Source organism: Aureimonas sp. CAS (genome assembly GCF_059838215.1).
This window is the reverse complement of record NZ_CM187563.1, coordinates 226,230-245,638: the sequence shown is the minus strand read 5'-3', so window position 1 is coordinate 245,638 and position 19,409 is coordinate 226,230. Positions and strand designations below refer to the sequence as shown.

17 protein-coding genes and 1 pseudogene are annotated in these 19,409 nt (G+C 65.2%); 15 read left to right on the top strand and 3 right to left on the bottom strand.

The window, feature by feature from the left end:
- Positions 1 to 1,248: an aminotransferase class III-fold pyridoxal phosphate-dependent enzyme gene (locus tag AC6R2M_RS01195; protein ID WP_500484689.1), complete on the bottom strand. Its 1,248-nt coding sequence runs from the start codon at positions 1,246 to 1,248 to the stop codon at positions 1 to 3.
- 404 nt (positions 1,249 to 1,652) lie between these two features.
- Between AC6R2M_RS01195 and AC6R2M_RS01190 the strand changes: the two genes are divergently transcribed.
- The 4 genes from AC6R2M_RS01190 to AC6R2M_RS01175 all read left to right on the top strand — a co-directional run bounded on the left by AC6R2M_RS01190 (position 1,653) and on the right by AC6R2M_RS01175 (position 5,493).
- Positions 1,653 to 2,744: an ABC transporter ATP-binding protein gene (locus AC6R2M_RS01190; RefSeq protein WP_500484687.1), complete on the top strand. Its 1,092-nt coding sequence runs from the start codon at positions 1,653 to 1,655 to the stop codon at positions 2,742 to 2,744.
- Entirely contained in the window at positions 2,741 to 3,607 is an 867-nt protein-coding gene (locus AC6R2M_RS01185) for an ABC transporter permease (RefSeq protein WP_500484685.1), read from the top strand. Before AC6R2M_RS01190 ends, AC6R2M_RS01185 begins: the two co-directional genes overlap by 4 nt.
- The gene (locus AC6R2M_RS01180; protein WP_500484683.1) at positions 3,604 to 4,407 is read left to right on the top strand and encodes an ABC transporter permease; all 804 of its coding nucleotides are present in this window, start codon (positions 3,604 to 3,606) and stop codon (positions 4,405 to 4,407) included. The genes AC6R2M_RS01185 and AC6R2M_RS01180 overlap by 4 nt, the downstream gene beginning before the upstream one ends.
- Before the next feature lie 66 nt (positions 4,408 to 4,473).
- On the top strand, positions 4,474 to 5,493 hold the full coding sequence (locus AC6R2M_RS01175; protein WP_500484681.1) for an extracellular solute-binding protein: 1,020 nt from the start codon (positions 4,474 to 4,476) through the stop codon (positions 5,491 to 5,493).
- 190 nt (positions 5,494 to 5,683) lie between these two features.
- On the opposite strand, the gene AC6R2M_RS01170 is transcribed toward AC6R2M_RS01175, so the two are convergent.
- Entirely contained in the window at positions 5,684 to 6,331 is a 648-nt protein-coding gene (locus AC6R2M_RS01170) for a class II aldolase/adducin family protein (RefSeq protein WP_500484679.1), read from the bottom strand.
- A 163-nt stretch (positions 6,332 to 6,494) separates the two neighbouring features.
- On the opposite strand from AC6R2M_RS01170, the gene AC6R2M_RS01165 reads away from it, so the two are divergent.
- The 11 genes and pseudogenes from AC6R2M_RS01165 (at position 6,495) to AC6R2M_RS01115 (ending at position 17,313) form a co-directional block, all read left to right on the top strand.
- Positions 6,495 to 7,754 carry a four-carbon acid sugar kinase family protein gene (locus AC6R2M_RS01165; protein ID WP_500484677.1) on the top strand — a complete coding sequence of 420 codons (1,260 nt, stop codon included), beginning with the start codon at positions 6,495 to 6,497 and terminating at the stop codon, positions 7,752 to 7,754.
- 36 nt (positions 7,755 to 7,790) lie between these two features.
- Entirely contained in the window at positions 7,791 to 8,483 is a 693-nt protein-coding gene (locus tag AC6R2M_RS01160; protein WP_500484675.1) for a TetR/AcrR family transcriptional regulator, read from the top strand.
- Positions 8,484 to 8,809: 326 nt separating this feature from the next.
- Positions 8,810 to 9,607: an IclR family transcriptional regulator gene (locus tag AC6R2M_RS01155; RefSeq protein ID WP_500484673.1), complete on the top strand. Its 798-nt coding sequence runs from the start codon at positions 8,810 to 8,812 to the stop codon at positions 9,605 to 9,607.
- The gene (locus AC6R2M_RS01150; protein WP_500484671.1) at positions 9,577 to 10,686 is read left to right on the top strand and encodes an ABC transporter substrate-binding protein; all 1,110 of its coding nucleotides are present in this window, start codon (positions 9,577 to 9,579) and stop codon (positions 10,684 to 10,686) included. The genes AC6R2M_RS01155 and AC6R2M_RS01150 overlap by 31 nt, the downstream gene beginning before the upstream one ends.
- A gap of 62 nt (positions 10,687 to 10,748) precedes the next feature.
- Positions 10,749 to 12,467: an ABC transporter permease gene (locus AC6R2M_RS01145; protein ID WP_500484669.1), complete on the top strand. Its 1,719-nt coding sequence runs from the start codon at positions 10,749 to 10,751 to the stop codon at positions 12,465 to 12,467.
- A pseudogene (locus AC6R2M_RS01140) lies at positions 12,460 to 12,900 on the top strand (ABC transporter ATP-binding protein); the annotation flags it as partial. The gene AC6R2M_RS01145 and the pseudogene AC6R2M_RS01140, both read left to right, overlap by 8 nt.
- 98 nt (positions 12,901 to 12,998) lie before the next feature.
- Positions 12,999 to 13,535 (top strand): TOBE domain-containing protein, encoded by a 537-nt coding sequence (locus AC6R2M_RS01135; protein ID WP_500487441.1) that lies wholly within the window; start codon positions 12,999 to 13,001, stop codon positions 13,533 to 13,535.
- A gap of 5 nt (positions 13,536 to 13,540) precedes the next feature.
- Positions 13,541 to 14,746, top strand: a complete 1,206-nt coding sequence (locus AC6R2M_RS01130) for a CaiB/BaiF CoA transferase family protein (protein ID WP_500484667.1) — start codon at positions 13,541 to 13,543, stop codon at positions 14,744 to 14,746.
- On the top strand, positions 14,743 to 15,579 hold the full coding sequence (locus AC6R2M_RS01125; RefSeq protein WP_500484665.1) for an HpcH/HpaI aldolase/citrate lyase family protein: 837 nt from the start codon (positions 14,743 to 14,745) through the stop codon (positions 15,577 to 15,579). The genes AC6R2M_RS01130 and AC6R2M_RS01125 overlap by 4 nt, the downstream gene beginning before the upstream one ends.
- Positions 15,580 to 15,600: 21 nt before the next feature.
- Positions 15,601 to 16,611 (top strand): hydroxyacid dehydrogenase, encoded by a 1,011-nt coding sequence (locus AC6R2M_RS01120; RefSeq protein WP_500484663.1) that lies wholly within the window; start codon positions 15,601 to 15,603, stop codon positions 16,609 to 16,611.
- 24 nt (positions 16,612 to 16,635) lie between these two features.
- Positions 16,636 to 17,313 (top strand): RraA family protein, encoded by a 678-nt coding sequence (locus AC6R2M_RS01115; protein ID WP_500484661.1) that lies wholly within the window; start codon positions 16,636 to 16,638, stop codon positions 17,311 to 17,313.
- A gap of 206 nt (positions 17,314 to 17,519) precedes the next feature.
- Here the strand turns inward: AC6R2M_RS01115 and AC6R2M_RS01110 are convergent, their stop codons facing one another.
- A complete protein-coding gene (locus AC6R2M_RS01110; protein ID WP_500484659.1) occupies positions 17,520 to 19,406 on the bottom strand; it encodes a CocE/NonD family hydrolase in 1,887 nt (628 codons plus the stop codon).
- Positions 19,407 to 19,409 lie beyond the last annotated feature (3 nt).

Here is a 19,409-nt window from a genome sequence, read left to right as displayed (position 1 = left end):
TCAGGCCGCGCGCACGCGTGCGACGGACGCGAAGGATGCCTCGGTCGCTTCCAACGTCTCGTCGATCACCGCTTCGGTATGCGCGAGGGATAGGAACATGTTGTGGCGGTGATGCAGGTAGACGCCGCGCGCGAGGGCCTCGCGGCAGAAAGCGGCTCCAAGCACCGCATCGGGATCGTTCCGGAAAAGCATCAGCGGCATCTGCGGCGGGCCAGAAATCTCCAGTTCGAAGCCGTGCCGCCCTGCTTGTTCAAGCAGGCCGTCCGCCAGACGCCGCCCCATCGCGTCGAGGCGTGCCGGGGCATCAACGCGCTGCAGCTCCGTCAGCGTCGCGACCGCCGCGGCCATCGGCGCACCACAGTACCAGAAGGAGCCTGTGACAAAGACGCGCGAAGCGGCATCGCGGAACGCTTCGGCGCCGGTGATCGCCGCCAGCGGCTGCCCGTTGGCGATCGCTTTGGAGTAGGCTGCAAGGTCGGGCCGGATGCCGACGACCTCCCAGCTTCCGCCGAGATGGAGCCGGAACCCCGCCCGCACGTCATCGACGATGAGGGCGGCACCGGCGGCGTCGCAGAGCGCGCGGGCGGCACGAGCGAACTCTGCTTCTGGCAGCTCCTGCGTTCGGCCGAGGTCGTGGCGAAAGGCCGAAACGATGATTGCGGCCAGGTCATCCCCGGCTGCCGCGGCGGCCGCACGCAAGCTCGCGATGTCGTTGTAAGCGAACTGGAGGATATGGGCGCGGTCCTCGGCCGTGACGCCGACGACCGACGGCGAGGACCACGGCACCGCGCCGTGATAGGCGCCGGTCGCGACCAGCACCTTACGGCGTTCGGTCTTGGCCCGCGCGATCGTCACGCAGGACGTCATCGCGTCCGAGCCGTTCTTCTGGAACAGAGCCCAATCGGCGTGCGGAATGGTCTCGACCAGCATTTCGGCGAGTGTCACCACATGTTCGGTCGGCCCGTCGAGGCAGTCACCAGCGTCGAGCTGGCGGCGCACCGCCTCCTCCACCCGGGGATGGCGGTGACCGAGGATGATCGGCCCCCAGCTGCACATGAAGTCGATGTAGCTTCTGCCTTCGACGTCGCGCACCCGCGCTCCGTCGCCTCCGGCGAAGAACTGAGGATAGCCTTCGGGAACGGCCGCCGCGCGCTGATGCCCCCACATACCGCCCGGGATCACGTCCACCGCACGGCGACGCAAGCTCTCGTCGAGGGAAGGACTGGCGGGGCTGATCGTAGTGAACATGGCGGCTCTCCCACGCCGGCCAATGAACCCGACGCTCGATATATCAGACAGCCTACGCCTGAGCGCCTTGTCAACGATGAAATGCGACTTGATGATATTTTATTCGATCATGAGACAAAGCGAGTGAATTTTAGCGCGCTTGGCCTTCGCTCCACAGAGCCAATCCCGAGAAGATACTTCGCCAAGCGATTAACCCAGTTCTGGTGATTCTCACCCCATTCAGCTTGCCGAACGGCCTCAGCGTTTTCCCGGCGCACTGTAAGCAAACGACCGGACGACTGCCCAGCCCTGTGCCCACCTCAGCGATTTTAGCCGAACGTTCTTGCACTTTTTGATATATCTCGTAACGTCTCAATTCACGGGTCGGCTGGCCGATCGCGAAAGCGGGTTCAGGAGTTCTGACTATGTCGAACCGACAGGCGTCGAACGGCGCGGCGATCTCGATCCGCTCGCTCCAGAAACGCTTCGGCAGCCTTGCAGCGGTCGACGACGTGTCGATCGACATTCGGAGCGGCGAATTTCTGGCGCTTCTCGGCCCCAGCGGATCCGGCAAATCGACCATCCTGATGAGCATTGCAGGGTTCGAGCGTCCGACAGGAGGCGCGATTCTGATCGACGGACAGGACTGCACTCCGCTCGCTCCGCACAAGCGCAACATCGGTATGGTGTTCCAGCACTACACGCTGTTCCCGCACCTGTCGGTCCTCGACAACGTTGCCTTCCCCTTGAAGATGCGGAAGGTGGCCAAGGGCGAGCGCCATCGTCGAGCACGTGAGGCGCTGGCGACAGTCCGTCTCGATGGCTTCGCCGAACGCATGCCCAAGCAGTTGTCCGGCGGCCAGCAGCAGCGCGTCGCTCTGGCACGGGCGATCGTCTACAGCCCCCGCGTGCTTCTGATGGACGAGCCGCTTTCGGCGCTCGACAAGAACCTGCGAGAGGAGATGCAGCTTGAAATCAAGCGGCTGCATTCGGAGCTCGGGATCACCGTTGTCTTCGTCACGCACGACCAGAGCGAGGCCCTGACCATGGCCGACAGGGTCGCCATCCTCAAGGACGGGCGCCTTCAGCAGATCTCGCCGGCCCGCCAGTTGTACGAGCGCCCCGCGAACCTCTTCGCAGCCGGCTTCATCGGCGAGATGAACAAGATCCCCGTCCAGTTCGACGGTACGGCGGCGACGCTGGGCGACGGAACGCGGCTCGCCATCCCACCCGCAGCTCAGGTCAGTCCGGTATCTCCCGGGCCAGCGATCCTGGCGGTACGGCCCGAGCGGATCGGCCAGGTTCCTGCCGGCGAGCACCGGGACACTCTGATCGTATCGGTGCACGACGTCGTCTACGGTGGCGCAGGAACGCTCATCATCGGCCAGTTGTCCGACGGTACGGAGGTCCGTGCGAGGGTTCCCAGCCACGGCAGCCAGCTTATCGAACCCGGCAGCAGGCTCGATCTCGGCTTTTCGCAGGATGCCATGCTGCTCTATTCCGGCGCCACCGCATGATCGCGGACGTCTTCCGGCCTCAGGGGCGCAATCTGTCGAAGGCCGGGATCGTCTTCCTGATGCTGCCCTTCTTCGCTCTTATCTTCTTCGCCTTCCTTTACCCGCTGCTCAGCCTTCTCTCGGTCTCCGTCCTCGAGCCGGCGCCGACGCTCGACAACTACAGGCGGGTCGTCGAGAATCCGGTCTACGTCACCGTTCTTCTGCGAACGCTGCGCATCGCTCTTCTCGTCAGTCTGCTGTCGCTGGTGCTCGCCTTTCCGGTGGCGTGGCTGATGGTCCGGTCGAAAGGGCCCAAGGTCGCATTCATCACTGCCTGCATCCTCCTCCCCTTCTGGTCTTCGGTGCTTGTGCGCACGGCCGCCTGGGCGGTGCTCCTCCAGCGCCAAGGGCTCGTCAACGAAGGAATGCAGTTCATCGGCCTGACCTCGGAGCCGCTGCGGCTCCTCTATACCCAGGGCGCCGTCGTTGTGGCGATGACCCACGTGCTGATGCCCTTCATGGTGCTGCCGATCTACGGCGCCCTGCGCAACATCCCGGAAGACTACGCGAAGGCGGCGGCGATCTGCGGGGCCAACCCGCTGCGCACCTTCCGAGAAGTCTACCTGCCTCTGGCCATGCCGGGGATCGTCGGCGGCTTCATCCTCGTGTTCCTGACATCGCTCGGCTACTTCATCACGCCGTCGCTGCTCGGGTCTCCGCAGGAGCTGATGATCGCGACGCTGATCTCGCAACAGATTCGAGAGAATCTCGACTGGCCCTTCGCGGCGGCGCTCGTCGGCGTTCTGACCCTCTTCGTCACGGCGATCACGCTGGCCTTCTCGAAGGTCTTCCGCTTCGACCGCATGATGGGAGCCCGCGCATGAACGCCCGGTCGCTCCTCCTCAATGCCTATGTCTATGCCGTCCTCGTTTTTGTCCTTGTTCCGATCCTGATCATCCTTCCGATGGCGTTCAGCCAGTCGGAATATCTGACCTTCCCGCCCCAAGGGCTGACGGTCCGCTGGTTTGGGGAGTTCTTCGGCAGCCGCAGATGGATGGTGGCCCTCTCCTTCTCCGCGCAGATCGCGCTCCTCACGGCGATCACGACGACCCTAGTTGGTACGATGGCGTGCTATGCGCTCGTGCGCGGCGCCGGAAGGCTCGGCACGCTCTTCCAAGGCCTGCTGATCGGACCTATCGTCGTTCCCCACATCGCCCTCGCGGTCGCGCTCTACCTGTTCTTCCAGCAGACGGGCCTCAGCGGAACGGTCGCCGGCTACGTCCTGGCGCATTCGGTGATCGCGATGCCGTTTGTTGTCTTTACCGTCGCTGCGGCGCTCACCTCGGTCGATCCAGCGCTGGAAGACGCCGCGATGAGTTGCGGCGCCAGCCGCTTCAAAGCGTTCCGGCTCGTCACGCTGCCCCTCATCCTCCCGAACGTACTGTCCGGCGGCCTTTTCGCCTTCATCATCTCCTTCGACGAGCCGGTCATCGCCTTTTTCCTCGCAGGCATCCGCGACAAGACACTGCCGCGCATGATGTTCGACGACATCGAGCAGAACCTGACTCCCGTCATCCCGGCGATCGCGGTGCTCCTGACCTGCCTCTCGATCTTAGTCCTCGTCGGCGCCGCGCTCCTGCGACGCGCCTCCACCCGGACCGCCGCCGTCCCCGTGCAAGAGTGAAGTTCGACATAAACCCCTCGACAAGGAGCGACTGCAATGACGATACGGGCCACACTTCTCGGCTCCATGGCCGGTGCCCTCCTCGCGACCACCAGCCTGCCCGCACAGGCCGACGAGGTGGTGATCGCCACCACCGGCGGCCTCATGCGGAACATGCTGGAAGAATACATGTATCTTCCCTTCGAGGACGAGACGGGCACGGTCATCCTGCCGTTCGACATCGAGGTACCGGACCAGTGGGCCCGAGCGGAGGGCATGACGCGGACCGGCGCGGTCGAGTTCGACATCGTCACGGCGACGGGACCAGACCTGATCGCCCGCGCCGACATGCTCATGGACATTCCCTGCGACCAGCTGGCGAACGTTCAGGAGTTCGGGCTTGAGGGCTCCTGCGAGCCGAAGGGCGTCGCTCGCACGACCGGCGGCATGCTTCTCGCCTACAACAGCGAGGTATTCGCTGACCGGGCGCCGCAGACTTGGGCGGATTTTTGGGACACAACAACCTTCCCCGGCCCGCGTGGTCTGCCCGATACCGGAGACCGCGACTGGTGGCTGCCGGCGGTGGCCTTGTTGGCGGATGGTGTGTCGAAGGACGAGCTCTTCCCTCTAGATCTCGACCGCGCCTATGCCAAGCTTGACGAGATCCGGCCGAACATCGCCGTCTGGTGGAAGACGGGCAATCAAGTCCAACAGATCATGCGCGACAACGAGGTCGTGATGACCATGTCCTACTCCGGACGGGCGCTCGCCACGATCAATGAGGGAACGCCGTTCGCCATGGCATGGGATGGCGCGATCCGGGACACCGGCTATTTCGCCATCCTGCAGGGCTCACCCAACCCCGAAGGTGCGTTGAACTTCATCGACTTCTTCTACGGCAACTCCGAGGGCCAGCCCGAATTCATGCGCGCCGTCGGCTATGCGACAGCCACCTCGAACGGTTTGGCCGCGCTACCGGAGGAGGAGCAGCAGCTCTTCGCCACCTACCCGGCGAACTACGAGGCGATGGTCGACCCAGACTTCGAATGGATCGGCGAAAACCGAGACATGCTGCGCGAGCGTTGGACCAACTGGCTGGCCCAGTAAGCCTACCGCAGGCGCCGCGTCCCCATCGATCGATTGCACGAAGGAGGCCGTCACCGACGGCTTCCTTCTCGTTCGACCGGAAGGCTTCAGACCCCGAGGGAACCGCGCGACGCCGAGCCAATCGTCGTGAAAACGCCGGCTTTGACCTTGCTTCAGACATTCTGGGCGACCGGTGACGGGGCGGAGGGACTCAGCGCGGCATGGAGGCGGACCCGTAATGGCGGTAGCGCTCGCGCACCACGGCCATCTCGTCGCTTTGAAGGAGTACGGGTTCCCCAGCCTGCAGCGCGAGGATGTACTGACGCGCCAGCGTCTCGAGCTTGGCGGTCAGGTCGAGCGCGTGGGATAGGCTCCGACCGAGCGCGATCATTCCGTGGTTGGCGAGAAGGCAGCCGAAATGGCCCTCGCAGGCTTCTACAGCAGTCTCGGCGAGCCGGTCTGATCCGAAAGGCTCGTACCGCGAGCAGGGCACCGCATCACCTCCGAAGCTCGCCACCATGTAGTGGAAAGGCGGGATAGCCTTACGCAGGCAGGAAAGCGCCACGCAGGCATCGGCATGGGTGTGGATCACGGCATCAATCTCCGACCGCCGTCGCAGAAGTTCTGCATGGAAACGCCATTCGCTCGAAGGCGTCCCCGGCCCGTCGACATGGCCGTCGTAGTCCATATGCACCACCGCCTCCGGCGTCAGTGTCGATCCCCGAGCGCCCGTCGGCGTGACGAGAAGCCCCTCCCTTGCCCGAACGCTCACATTGCCGGAACTGCCGTGATTGTACCCCTTGACTTCGAGAAGGCGCACGGCCTCCACGATAGCTTCGCGCGCCTCGATATCTCGCATGCAGCGCCCCTTCCCAGCAGGATCATACTCACAAAGATTTCGACGATGGTGACGAGTCCGCTCGCCGTTCATTCAGTCTGACATGATTTAAGTCGATTTGTCTGTCATTAAATGTTACGAACGATCGACATTCACGCGCTGGCCATTAGGGCTCGGGGGAAGATTGGATCTGGCCATCATCGCCGACGACCTGACCGGCGCGATCCTCGTTGGAGCTTCGCTGGAGGCAGAAGGAACGGAATGTCCCGTCGTCATCGGCGCTCCGGAAGCGGCGCGCGACGAGCGCTCGCCGATCGTGATCTTTGCCACCCGCACTCGTCTTGCGCCCGCTGCCGATGCGGTGGCCACGGTCGCCGACATCCTGGTCGAGGTGGAGCGGAACGGCGCTGCCCCGCAGGTCGCCTATAAGGTCTGCGCAAGTTTCGACTCGACCGACGATGGCAATATCGGCCCGGTCGCCGACCTCTTTCTCGCGCGCTACGGCGAGACGCCGCTTCTCCTGAGTGCGGGCTTCCCGCGCTACGGAACGACCGTGCACCAGGGTTATCTCTTCTACCGTGGGCGCCTGGTGTCGGAGTCGATCAAGCGCCACGACCCTCTAACGCCGATGAGCGACCCCGATCTCGTGCGCACAATCTCTCGTCAGACGAACGCTCGCGTTGGGCTCATTCCCCATGTGGCCCTCCGGACCGGGGAAGCGCATGCGCGCGCCCTCGTCGAACAGCTCGCGGAAGAGGGCCATTCGCTTCTCCTCATCGACTGCTCGGACGACGAGGACGCGAAGGTTGGAGCTCATCTGACGCTCGGACGGCGGGCGACTATCGGAAGCGATGCCCACGTGATGGCGCTGGCAAGCCTGCGGGCGGCGGAAACCTCCCGCGCATTCGCCCCGCCTGCGCGCCATGCGGCGGGACCGGGCGCAGCAATCTTCGGGAGCGTCGGACCCGTCGCCAACGCTCAGATCGAGGCGTTCGAGAGAGAGTACCCGGTTCTTCGAATAGACCTGACGGAAGATGCAGGGACCGAGGCGATCGTCGGACGATGCCTCGACTGGGCCGGACCGAGGATCGGCGACCGACCGCTCGGCGTCACGACCGCGCCGGAGGATATTGGCCGGATATCTCAGGCGCAGGAGCGGTTCGGAATGCTCGGCTCAGCCCGCCGGGCCGAGGCGATACTCGCGGGCGTCGCGCGCGGCCTGGTCGAACGTGGCGTCGTACGGCTGGCAGTGGCTGGTGGAGAAACGTCGGGCGCGGTCGCTGAAGCACTCCAGCTTTCCGTCGTGCGCTGCCTACCGGACCATGGCTTCGGGGGCGGACTCTGCGTCTCAACTCAGCCGACAAGGCTTTCGCTTTACTTCAAATCCGGCAAGCTCGGCGACGACGACGTCATGTTGCAGGCGCTGGCGGCGATGTGCGACTGAAAGGGGCGCCGGCTGCGACGGACCGTCCGCGCAAAGATGGAGCCGGATTTGGTAGGAACTGCTAAAGGCGCCTCTCGTAGACCAGTGGATCGGCCGATGCGTCGGCGAGGGGTCGATCGCCTTCAGCGGCTTCTGGATGCCACCGAGACGCTGCTCGCCGACCGTTCAGACGAGGACGTCAGCTTGGCCCAGATCGCGGAGGCGGCTGACGTCCCTCTGCCGTCGGTCTACCATTTTTTTCCTAACAGGAATGCCGCCTTCGTCGCCCTCGCACGTCGGTTCAACGACGAAATCTACGCGCTGTCGATTCAGCTGTTGACCGATCCCGAGCCGCAGACGTGGCAGGAACTGCTGCACATGAAGCATGAGCGCGCCGCGGCCTTCCAGAACTCGCGGCCCGCGGCGCTTCGGCTCTTCCTCGGCGCAGGCGTCAGCGTTGCCGTACGCAATTCCGACCTTTCGGGCAACGCGCGGATCGCAGCAGGACGCGCGCGGATGTTCCACGCCTACTTTCAGATGCCCGCCATGCCCGACCTCGTTTACCGGATCGAAGTCGCGGGTGCTTGTCTCGACGGCATTTGGGCGATGTCCTACGGCAAGCACGGGCGGATCACCGACGAGCTACGCATCGAGGCCACCGAGGCCTCGATCGTCTATCTCCGGCGGTTCCTACCCGAAATCCTTCCGCGAAAGCCGCTGACGGCGACGTCGCTCGCCGAAGACGAGTAAGCTGGCGTTCTGCCGATCCGATCAAGGGCTACGCCGCCGATCGTGAGCACCCCGAGGCGGGTAGGCTGCAAGCGGCGAGATCTGAGCGAGAGCCGCGACCGCGCCGCACCGCTTAGCCGCGCAGCTCGTGGGATTAGCCAACGTAACAGTGCCAAGTACCAAAGCGGTCGAGCACCCATTCCGCATCGCCTCAATGCATTGGGCTATCAGCCCGCCAAGCCCTGAGGCTCTGCGAACGCAAATCAGCCCCTGCAGGTTTGACAAGCACCCACCGGCCGCGTACGTTCAATATATAAGACTAGTTCAATATATTGAACAGGCAGACTTTGAGCGGACGTGGTTCGGAACGGATACTGGATGTGATTGAATGGCTGGCGGCCCATCCGGGTTCGGCCTCGCTGACCGATCTCGTCCAGGCTCTGGACCTGCCGAAGAGCAGCACGCTCTTGCTCCTGCGCCTTCTCGTCGATCGCCGCTACGTCGAGCGAATGGCCGACGGTCGCTATCGCCTCGTGCGTCTTCCGGGCGAAGTCTCTGAGGGCCGGGAGGCCTGGGGGACGATCCTGCGCATCGCCGAGCCGTTCCTGCGTGACGCGGTCAAGGCATCGCAGGAGACCGGCTTCGTCGCGGTGATGGAAGCAGGACAGGTCCGCTACCTGAACAAGATCCTACCGGACCGGGAGGTCCGCTACGACCGCGACATCACCCGGCTGCGCGTGCCGCATCAGGTGGCGAGTGGGATCGTGCTGTTGACCGATGTCCGGGACAGCGGGCTCGAAGCCTACCTTGAGGGCCATTCCGTCGAGGGCGAACTGCGCGACGAGATCACCGCGATGGTCTCCAGCGCGCGGCACGACGGCTTCTACGTCAATCTCAAAGGCGTGGTCGAAGGCGCCGCGGGCGTCGCAGCCCCTGTCTTCGATACGGACGGCCGCGTCATCGCCGCCGTCAATCTATCCGGTCCCAAAGACCGGTTCCATGCGCATCAGGACGTGGCGGTGAAGGCCGTCGTGGAGGCAGCACGCCTCGCCACTGAGGAGGTGGCCCGCCGGACGCGCAATCCGCGGAAGCCTAACGGGAGGAACGACAACCCATGGAACGGAAACTTTTCGCAGGCGTCCTGACCGCCAGTGGCCTGGCGCTTGGCGCCGGCGCCGCGCTCGCTCAGGACCATTCTCTGCCCGACTATTATCCGGCCGACTACTCGGAGATCGTCGAGGCCTCGCGAGGCGAGGCGGGCCTCGTCATTTACTCCAACATGGCCGACAACAACTGGCAGCCGGTGATCGCGGGCTTTCGCGAGGCCTATCCCTGGATCAACGTCGAGACGCTCGATCTCGGCTCGGGCACCGTCCATTCGCGCTGGGAAGCCGAGGCCGGCAGCGGGTCGCGCAGCGCCGACATCCTCGTCTCCGGAGCCAACGACCGCTGGGCGAGCTACGGGCTGGAAGGCCGTATGCTCGACTATGCGAGCCCCGAGCTCGAGCACCTGCCCGACTTCGCCCATCCGTATCCGGGTGTTTCCGTGCTGTCCGCCGATCCGCTGGTCATCGTCTACAACGCCGCGCTGCTGGAAGAGGCTCAGCGCCCAACCGGCTTCGCGTCCCTCGTCGAGGCGGCCGTCGCTGACCCCGGCACGTTTCAGGGCCGCATCACCACCTACGACGCCGCTCGCAACTCCTTCGGGCTCGCAGCCTGGTGGAACTACATGAACGTGAAGGGCGAGGACGGCTGGAACGAACTTCGCCAGATCGGCCCGATGATCCGCGGCGAGACCTCGGGCGGGCCGATGAACGAGAAGGTCGCAACCGGCGAGTACGCCATGGGGATCGCGGTCTCGGGCATCACCATCTTCCCGCGCCTCGAACAGCCGGGCGGCGAGATCCTCGGCTTCTCCTTTCCTGACGACGGCACCATCGTGATGCTGCGCGGCATGGGCATTCCGGAGAACGCGGCGAACCCGAACTCGGCCAAGCTCTTCTTTGATTATACGCTGAGCGCGGAAGGCCAGACGCTGGTCGGCAAAGGGGGCCTCGTACCCCATCGCGAGGACGTGCCCGAGAGCGAGGTCCGCTACACCTACCAGGGGATCTCCGAAGCGATCGGCGAAGACAACATGATCATCGCCGGCTTCGACGAGGGCCTGATCACCGACGCCGCACCCTTCGTCGAGAAGTGGAACGCCGCCCTTCAGGGCCGCTGAGCGACCCCGACGACGGAAGGGCGCACGCGCCCTTCCGTCGCGACCATCCGGAGCCTCGTACGATGACCGACATGACGCTGGCACGGGACCGTGAGCCCGTGATCGACCGCTCGCGCCTGATCTTTTGGGGCGTGGCGCTTCTCACCGCTGTGCTCGTGATCGGCCCGCTCGCCCCGATCCTGATCCAGGCCTTTCTCGACCGGCCACTCTACGCGGCCGACGCGGGAGCGACGCTGTCGAACTTCACCCGCCTCGTCCGCGAACCCGGCATGCTCGCCGTGTTCTGGAACACCCTCTATTTCGCGCTCCTGACGATGGTCGTGGCGCAGGTCTTCGGCGCGGTGATGGCGGTCGTCATTGGGCGCACCAACCTTCCCGGTCGGCGCTGGATTGGCGAGCTCGTCGTCTGGCCGCTCTTCGTCTCGAACCTCGTGATCGCCTTCGGTTGGTTCACGATGTACGGGCCCTCCGGCTACATCTCGCTCGCCATGCGCACTTGGTTCGGCTTCGTGCCGTGGAACCTCTATTCGGTGACGGGCATGGGCATCGTCGCCGGCCTCAGCCAGGCGCCCCTCGCCTACCTCATGTGCCTTGGCGCAGTGACGAAGGCAGACCCGCAACTCGAGGACGCCGCCCGTTCGGCCGGCGCCGGTCCCTTCCGCGCCCTCTGGTCGGTCACCGTGCCGATGATGCGTCCCGCGATCATCTACTCGGCGGTCCTCAACTTCGTGATCGGCATCGAGATGCTGGCGATCCCGCTTCTCTTCGGCGGACCAAGCGGCATCCAGACGGTCACGACCTTCCTCTACGACCGCGGCATCAACGCCGCCGTCCAGCCAGACTACGGCATCGTCGGCGCGGCCGCCGTGATCCTGCTAGCCCTCGTCGCCTTCCTGGTCTGGCTGCAAGGCTATCTGATGAAGGGATCGGGCCGCTTCGTCACGGTGCGCGGCAAGGCGAGCCGCCCCTCGATCCTCGACCTCGGACCCTGGCGCTGGGTCGCGTTCCTGGCGGTGTTCGCCTACGTCTTCTTCACGATCATCGCGATCTTCGGCGGCATCTTCATGCGCTCGGCCGTGTCGTTCCTGACGCCGCTGATCCCGTTCTGGAATCTCATCACCTTCGCCAATTTCGACCTGATCTTCTCCTCGACGAACTACATGCGCTCGATCACCAATTCGGTCGTGATCTCGCTCGTCGGCGCGCTGATCGGAACGTTCTTCGTGGCGATCATCACGCTCATCGCGCGGCGCTCCGAGTTCCGCTTCGCCCGTCCGCTCGAATATCTGGCGCTCTTCCCGCGTTCGCTGCCGGGCATCATCGCGGGCCTCGGTTTCTTCTACGCCGTCGTCTGGGTTCCGGGCCTCGACCTCATCCGGGGCACGATCTGGATCCTGATGATCGCGTTCATCCTGCGCTATATCCCCATCGGTTTCGGGGCGATCGCTCCGGCCCTCTCGCAGGTCGGCGAAGAGCTCGACCGTGGCGCGCGCATCTCCGGCGCGGACTGGTGGACCACGGTCACCCGCATCATCCTGCCGATCCTGAAGCCGGCGCTCTTCTCGTGCTTCGCGCTTCTCTTCATCCACTTCTTCAAGGAGTACGTGACGGCCGTGTTCCTCTACCAGCCGGGCTCGGAGATCATCGGAACCACGATGCTCCAGCTCGTCGCGCAAGGCGACAACGGGCCGGTCTCGGCACTCGCCACCATCCAGGTCGTCATCACAGCGGTGTTCGTGCTTCTCGCCCGCCGCGTACTGGGAGCCAAGATCTATGGCTGATCTCGTCCTCGATCATCTCACCATTCGTTACGGCGACGTCACTGCCGTCGACGACATCTCGATCTCCGTCGCGGCCGGCGAGTTCCTGACGCTGCTCGGGCCATCCGGCTGCGGCAAGTCGACGACCCTCTTCGCGATCGCCGGCCTCAACAAGGCGACGTCCGGCACGATCCGGATCGGCGACCGGGTTCTCTTCGACGGCGCCCGGAGCGTCTCGCTCGCGCCCGAGCACCGCGACATCGGGCTCGTCTTCCAGTCCTACGCGCTCTGGCCGCACAAGAGCGTCGCCGAGAACCTCGCCTTCCCGCTTCAGCTCCGCAGGATGGGCCGCGCCGAGCGCGACGAGCGTATTCGCGAGGCGCTGACGCTGGTCGAGATGCTGCCCTATGCCGAGCGTTACCCGTTCGAGCTCTCTGGCGGACAGCAGCAGCGCGTGGCCTTGGCCCGCGCGCTCGTCTATCGTCCAAGCCTTCTCCTCCTCGACGAGCCGCTGTCGAACCTCGACGCCAAGCTGCGCGAACGCGCCCGTGTCTGGCTGCGAGAGCTTCAGGAGCGGCTGAACGTCACCACCATCTACGTCACGCACGACCAGGCCGAGGCGCTCGCCGTCTCCGACCGCATCGCGGTGATGAGCATGGGGCATCTTCGCCAGCTCGGCACGCCGCACGAGATCTACGAAAGCCCGAAGGACGCCTTCGTCGCCGACTTCATCGGCTCCTCGAACTTCCTGAAAGGCAAGCTTCTTGGGCGCGAAGGCGAGCACTCGATGGTCGAGCTCACCGACGGCTCGCGCATCCGCGCCATCCCGGGAAAGCCTTCCGACAACGGCTCGCTCGTGGTCGCGGTGCGCCCGGAGCGGCTGGAGATCGTCGAGAGGGGGGCGAGAACGCGATCCGCGCCCGCGTCACCCATTCGACCTATCTCGGCTCGGTCTACCAGTACGAGCTCGAGGCTGCCGGCGAGACCTTCCGGATCCAGACGCCGCGGCGGCTTGGGGTGGAAGAGGCCTTTGTTCGCATCCCGCCGGAGGCGACCGCCATCTTCACAGCCGCGCCCGAGATCGGGTGAGCGCCATGGCATCCCATCCCGACGCCATCATCCGGTTCGATCCGAGCGCCTCCGGGCCGCTTCGCGGCGTGCGCGTCCTCGACCTCTCGCGCCTCGTCGCGGGCAATATGCTGACTGTGCAGCTCGCCGATTTCGGCGCCGACGTCATCAAGGTCGAGCCGCCGTCCGGCGACCCCTTGCGCGACTGGAAGGACGACGGGCAGTCGCTCCACTGGAAGACCTACGGTCGCAACAAGCGCTCCATCGCGCTGAACCTTCGCGACGCGGACGATCTCGCGACGCTTCGCGAACTGATCGCGAGCGTCGACGTCTTCGTCGAGAACTTCCGGCCCGGAACATTGGAGACGATGGGTCTCGCACCGGCAACGCTCATCGAAGCGAACCCGGACCTCATCGTCGTGCGCATCTCCGGCTTCGGCCAGACCGGCCCCTATGCCCAGCTTCCGGGCTTCGGCACGCTGGTGGAGGCGATGAGCGGCTTCGCGGCGCGCACCGGCTTCCCTGATCGTGAGCCAGTGCTCCCCCCTCTGGCTCTGGCCGACATGATCTCCGGCATCTTCGGGGCGCAAGCCGTGACGATGGCGCTTCTCGCCCGCGAGAAGGGTCTGTCGCGCGGGCAGGTGATCGACCTCTCGCTGCTGGAGCCGATGTTCTCGGTGCTCGGGCCCGAGGCTTCGATCCACCGCGTGACGGGTAAGGTGAAGGAGCGCGCCGGCAGTGGCTCCAACACCGTCTCGCCGCGCAACATCTACCGCTGCGCCGACGGCAAGTACGTAGCCCTGTCCGGGTCCATGCAGGTGGTGGCGATGCGCATCTTCGACATCATCGGGCGGCCCGACATGAAGACCGACGAGCGCTTTTCGACCAACGGCGCTCGGGTGAAGAACCGCGCCCTCGTCGACGAGGCCGTCGGTGCCTGGTTCGCCGAGCGCGGCCGTGACGAGGCCCTCGCCATCATGCGGGAGGCCGGCGCAACCGTCGGACCCGTCTACGACATCGCCGATATTGCGCAGGACCCGCACTTCGAAGAGCGCGGCATCGTCGTCGAGGTCGAGGATTCAGACAACGGCACGCTGCCGATGCACAACATCGTGCCGCGCCTGTCGGGCACACCCGGCGTCTGGCGTCGTCCCGCTCCGGCGCTCGGAGAGCACGACATCGAGATCCGCGCCGAGCTTGCCGAACGTCGCGCGAGGGGTTCGGACCGGTGATCCGCTCGCTTCTCTACGTGCCGGGTTCGAGCGATCGCTTCCTCGCCAAGGCCCACGAACGGGGCGCCGACGCGATCATCGTCGATCTTGAGGATGCGGTTGCGCCGAACGCCAAGGCGGCCGCGCGCGAGGCCCTGGCCTTCTCCGTCGGCCTCGTCGGGCAAGGTGGCGCCAAGGTTTTCGTGCGCATCAACGCCGAGGCCGAGCGGATGGAGGCGGACGCTCTGGCGGCCTGCCGCGCGGGCGCCTACGGGCTCTACGTTCCGAAGGTCGAGAGCGCTGAGACGCTTATGCGCCTTGCCGCGCTCCTGGCCCCCGTGGAACGCGAGATGGCGCGCGAGCGCATGGTTTTCGTGCCCTTGATCGAGGATCCTGGCGCCGTGTTCGAGGCGAGGAACATCGCACGGGCCGACCGCGTGCTGGGCTTGAGCGCCGGGGGCGAGGACATCGCCACCGCGATGGGAGCCCGCCCGACGCCGGAGGTGCTGCGCCTGCCCAAGCTGATGATCCACATGGCGGCCAAAGCCGAGAAGGTCCTGTCCTTCGGCCTGATGCGCTCGGTGGCGGACTATTCCGACATCGAGGCGATGCGGGCCGCCACGCGCGAAGCACGCGACTTCGGCTTCGACGGGGCCAGTTGCATCCATCCAAGCATCGTGCCGATCCTTAACGACGCCTTCGCCCCGAGCGCAGAAGAGATCGAATGGGCCCGCAAGGTCGTGGCGGCGGATAAAGAGGCGGCCGCGCAGGGCCTCGGCGCCTTTACGCTGGACGGACGCTTCATCGACGCCCCGATCGTCGCGCGAGCCCGCGCGACCCTCTCGCGCGTCTGACAACACAGGATTTCTCAAGCCATGCCGGCCGAACCCTCCGCCGCGACCACCCAGCGCCGCCGGCGCATCCTCGTCACCCACAACAGCATCGCCGACAGCGCGATCGCGCTCCTGAACGAGAACGACATCGACGTCTTCTTCTCCCCGCCCTACGACCCCCCGGAGACGGTGGCGGCACGCGCGGCCGAGCTCGCTGTCGACGCGATCATGGTGCGTCAGGGCAAGATCAACGACCTTGTCATCGGCGCCTCGCCCAAGCTGAAGGTCATCGTCAAGCACGGGGTCGGCGTCGACAATGTCGATCTCGTCGCCGCCGATCGGCGCGGCATCCCGGTCTTGCGCTCTCTCGGGTCGAATGCGCGGGCCGTCGCCGAGCACGCGATCTCGCTTTCCGTCGCGCTGTTGAAGGAAGTTCTGCCGCTCACCCAAGCCGTCACCGGCGGGGCATGGCCGAAGCCGAGCTTCATCGGGCGCGACATAGCCGGTGCGAGGATCGGCCTCGTTGGCTTCGGTGCCATCGGTCAGGAGACGGCGCGCCTGGCGAACGCTCTCGGCATGGTCGTTCGCGTCTACGATCCGTTCTCCAGCGATGCGATCCAGAGCCTTGGTCATGACGAGGTCCGGACCCTCGACGACCTCTTCGCGAACGTCGACGTCGTCAGCCTGCATTGCCCCCTGACCAACGAGACCCGCGGCCTTGTCGATGCGCGGCGACTTTCGCTGATGTCATCTCGCTCGTTTCTCGTGAACACAGCGCGTGGCGGCCTCATCGACGAGGCGGCGCTCGCTGCCGCCTTGACGGCGGGTACGATCGCGGGTGCCGCACTCGACAGCTTCGCCTTGGAGCCGCCCTCGGCGGACAATCCGCTCTGGCGCGCGCCGAACCTCTTCGCGACCCCGCATATCGGTGGCGTGACGGCCGGCTCTGCCAAGACGATGGCCGAGACGGCCGCCCGTCACATCATCCAGGTCCTCGACGGCCATGCACCGGACGAGCGAAGCCTCGCGCGGCCGGACAGCCTCGCCGCCTGAGACGACCAAGATAAGGACGAAACCATGCCCATCGGCTTTCGCGTACGCACGCGCTTCGAGCGGACCCGCCCCGACCTCGTCGAGGCGTTCCGGACCCTCCCCGTCGCCAATGTCAGCGACTCCATGTCTCGATTAGCAGCGGGCGGCCCGTCGCTGCGGCCGATGCATCGCGAAGGCAACCTCGCGGGTCCGGCGCTGACGGTGAAGACGCGGCCGGGCGACAATCTGATGCTGCATAAGGCGATCGACATCGCACAGCCGGGCGACGTTATCGTGGTGGATGCTGGCGGCGACACGACCAACTCGCTGATGGGCGAGCTGATGCTCGCCCACGCGATCGGGCGCGGCGTAGCTGGCTTCGTCCTCTACGGCGCCATCCGCGACGCGGCCGATTTCCTCGCGCGCAATTTACCGGTCTATGCGACAGGCGTCACTCATCGCGGCCCCTATCGCGAAGGGCCTGGCGAAATTGGGTTCCCAATCGCCATCGAAGGCATGACGATCGAACCGGGCGATCTCATCCTTGGAGATTTCGACGGCGTCGTCTCGGTGCCTCGTTCAGGCGCCGAAGACGTGCTCGCTCGCACTCGGAAGAAGAACGACGCCGAGACGCGGCAGATGGAGGAGACGACGGCCAGAACCGTCGATCGTTCCTGGGTTGATAAGGTCTTGATCGAAGCAGGCTGCGAATTCGTCGACTGACCGGACCGCCAATACCGGCTCTCGAACTTTCGGCTCTGTCCACGCTGGAAAACGGTATGGCCGTCCAAGCGTGGAGCGTCGAACCTCGATCGTAGCAACTCAAGGGTCGAAGACGACAACTCGTAGAAGCCCCTTGGTGCCGATGGAAGGCGCCAACATGGAAGCAGCGGCGCGGTCCATCGACGGTCGCCGCTTCCAGCTTGGTTTCAATTAGCGAGGCTTGAGCGGCCGAGCGAACGGAAGCGCAGACGTGACGGATGGTCCTGTGACAGATGCACGCTGTTTCGCGCCACTCGCTTCGTCCGTCCGGTGCCCTCCGGCTCGCCCGTGTTCGGGTTGACGTCGTACTTCGGGAAATTGCTCGATGAGACGTCGAGGCGAATACGGTGCCCCTTCGCGAAAAGGTTGGCCGTCGCAAAGGGCTCGATCTCGATCCGGAACACTTCTTCGCCTTCGATCAGTTCCGGGCTGTCCCAGCCTTTACGGTAGCGACAGCGAAAGATGCCGTCGGTAACGTTCATCGCAAAGCCCGTCGGGTAGTCCTCGCTCGGGGGGTAGACGTCGACGAGCTTGGCGGTGAAGTCCGTGTCGGGCGCGTCGGTCGAGACGAACAGTTCAATCGAAAGCGGGCCGACGATCGCGATGCTCTCTTCCAGCGGTTCGGTCTCGAAGGAGAGGACGTCCGGACGGGCGGAAAGCGGAAGGCCAGGACGGGTGCAGCCGAAGAAGCGCGTGTCCTCTCGCTGATCGAAAGCGCCGCCCGTGAAGATCGGTTCGCCGCTCGTCAGCGAGCCGCCAATCGTCGGAACCGGGTTCGCGGGATCGAAATCATAAGTCAGAGACGTGCTCGCGGCTTCGGCCGTCGATGAGAGCGTCATGTCCGCCCGCAGGAAGAGCGAACGCTCTTCGCTGCCAGCCGGCGGCCAGCTTTCCTCACTGATCCAGTGCCCGCCGTGGTCGAGCTTTCCCTCGTCGGTCTTCGCGCCGCTGCCTCCGCCCATCACGAAGATCTGGACCGAAGGCGTTTCCTCCACCGTGGCACCCTTCAGCCAGCGATCGAAAAAGCGGACGCGGTACTCCAGCCAGTTGTCGGCAACGTTTCCGTCGAAGGGCGCAGCTGCGCCGAAATCGACGTCTCCGAAAACCCGCTTGGTCCGGTTGCCATGCGTCCAGGGACCCATGATCAGCGTCAACGGACGATCCGGATCGCCTTTCAGCCCTTCGTAATTGTCGAGCGTGGAATGGACGTAGGCGTCGTACCAGCTCGACATCAGGATGGTCGGGATCTTCGGGAAGGTGTCGTAGTAGCCGGCGGCGTAGATGCCGACCTTCTTCCAGAACGCATCGAACGTCCCGCGCTGCCATTGCTCGAGCAGATAGGCCTCGTAGTCGGGCTCCCAGCGCACGGGCGAGCGGCGCGGACCCCAAGGCATCGTCTTGAACCACTCGTCGAGCTTTTCGGCCTCGACAGCACGACGGATCGCGGGATCAGCCTCGGCAAGGCGGCTTTCGATGGCCCGATGATAGGCCCAAGTCGCCTGCTTCAGTTCGAAGGCCCCGCCCTGGCGGATGCCGCAGCGATAGGCGTTGGAGAAGCCGCCAGAATCCACCGCCATGCAGGCGAGCGCAGGCGGGTTGAGGCAGGCGGCGGCCATCTGCACATGGGCGTCGTAGGACAGGCCCATCATCCCGACCTTGCCGGACGAGAAGCCCTGCGACGCGATCCATTCGAGGGCATCGAAGCCGTCCTCGCCTTCCGACAGATATTTCGTGAACTCGCCTTCGGACCGGTAGCGACCCCGGCAATCCTGCCAGATCACAACGTAGCCCCTTCGCACGAGGAGCACGGCGAGTTCAGGCCGCGTCAGCGGCTGTGTCATGCCGAGATTGAATTCGGTGCGCGGGCGGCCGCTCTTATCGTAGGGCGTGCGCTCGAAGATCACCGGAAGCGGCGTCTCTACCGCACGGCCGTTCACGGCCGGGCGGTAGATGTCGGTGGCGAGCCGGACCCCGTCACGCATGGCGACCATCACGTCGCGCTGGACGACAACATCGTCCCCAAGGTCGAGATCGTCGGGCATCATCGTATCCATGGG